This window comes from Methanobrevibacter sp. 87.7, assembly GCF_002208625.1.
Taxonomy (GTDB): Archaea; Methanobacteriota; Methanobacteria; order Methanobacteriales; family Methanobacteriaceae; genus Methanarmilla.
This window is the reverse complement of record NZ_MRCT01000251.1, coordinates 1-1601: the sequence shown is the minus strand read 5'-3', so window position 1 is coordinate 1601 and position 1601 is coordinate 1. Positions and strand designations below refer to the sequence as shown.

Genomic DNA, 1601 nt, shown 5'->3' with positions numbered 1-1601 from the left:
TAATTATAAAATCTTATATTTTTTTAATATTTTTTAATTATTATTTATTCTTTAATTTTTAAAATTAGCTTTATTTGATTTTTTTTAGTTTTTATTTTTATTTTTAAAATTAGTTTTTTATTTTATTTTTAGCTATTTATTTTATAAAATTAGGTTTAATGTTTGTATTGCTTTAAATTCATTGTTTTTAAAAATAGTTTTATATGTTAAAATTTAATTTTCAATAAAAATAGTATATAAAAATATAAATCTGTAGAATTTTATTCTACAAACCTTTTATCTGCTTTTTTATTTTTAGCATTTTCATACTTACTTGCAAACCAACCTATTCTAAGGTCATTTATTGTATCTTCATATAGCTGTGGTACATATGGTTTAATATCTAATAATGGAGTACCACTAACAACATCTATATTTGAAATATATAAAATGTTATCCTCTACTGAATCTAGTTTAACAGTTGATAAACCTATGTTATTTGGTCTTTTAGGTGATCTAGTAGCGAATACACCATGTGGTTTATTATCTAAAAATGGTTTGACTGTCAATGCATTACCATTGGTTAAATGTAAATAATATATAAGATTCAAGTGAGAAAAGCCTTCAATATCTTTAAGTCCTTCAATATATTCATTTTTTAGGTGAATTTCACCTTTTACTCCTTTTGCTCCAGTAGGTTGTATAGGCATTCCTTCTGGTTTTTCAAATGGTGTAATAATTGTTCCTATTGTTTCTAATTCTATTTTATTCATAATATAACATTGTTTTATTAATTTATATATTTTACTACTTTATTTTTTATTAAAATTATCGATATGAATATTTTTTAGAAATCGATAGAAATCTTAATATATTGAAAAAAACAGTATATTTATATAGTATTAAGTATAACTTTATACTATAGATAGTTATATAAATTAAATATAATTAATAAATAATTTTTCTATTAAATAAAGATTTTAATAGGATTAAAATTTATCTAAAATTATCGTTTTTAATTTTTCATATCGATAGTTTTTTTTAGAATATTTAATTTATATATTGCTGTTTTATTATTTAAATTATATTTAAGGAGAGTTTATTATGGCAATTAGTGCAAGAAACAATTTAAAAGGTAAAGTAGAAAAAGTAACTTTAGGTGAAGTAATGGCAAATGTTCATATTAAAGTTGAAGAACCAGGTGTTATCACTGCAGCAATCACCCGTGAATCTGCTGAAAAATTAGGCCTTAAAGAAGGCGATGATGTCTCTGCTATTATTAAAGCTACTGAAGTTATTGTTGGAAAAGATTTATAATTTTTTAATAGTTTCTTTTTAAACTATTATATTAATTTTATTTTTCTATTAAGGCTGTAAATTATTATCCATAAAATTATTATTATCCATATTTTATAATTTCAGTCTTTTTAGAAAAATATTATTTTTTAGCTTTTTTTTATTAATTTTGTCTATATTTATTATATTTTTTCTTTTACAGTTTTAATTAGATTTTTATTTCTAATATTTTCTGTTTTATAATTTTAATTTTAATGTTTTATTTTTAAGAATTTAATCTAAATATTATTTTTTTAATTTTTATTATTTTTATTGATATTGTATAT

2 protein-coding genes are annotated in these 1601 nt (G+C 19.2%); one reads left to right on the top strand and one right to left on the bottom strand.

Features of this window, described 5'->3' with window-relative positions:
- Positions 1 to 260 precede the first annotated feature (260 nt).
- The gene (gene tsaA, locus BGI41_RS08035) at positions 261 to 752 is read right to left on the bottom strand and encodes a tRNA (N6-threonylcarbamoyladenosine(37)-N6)-methyltransferase TrmO (RefSeq protein ID WP_088540180.1); all 492 of its coding nucleotides are present in this window, start codon (positions 750 to 752) and stop codon (positions 261 to 263) included.
- 331 nt (positions 753 to 1083) lie between these two features.
- Here tsaA and BGI41_RS08030 point away from each other — a divergent pair, with 331 nt between their 5' ends.
- Positions 1084 to 1296 (top strand): molybdopterin-binding protein, encoded by a 213-nt coding sequence (locus tag BGI41_RS08030; protein WP_088540179.1) that lies wholly within the window; start codon positions 1084 to 1086, stop codon positions 1294 to 1296.
- The last annotated feature ends 305 nt before the right edge of the window (positions 1297 to 1601 follow it).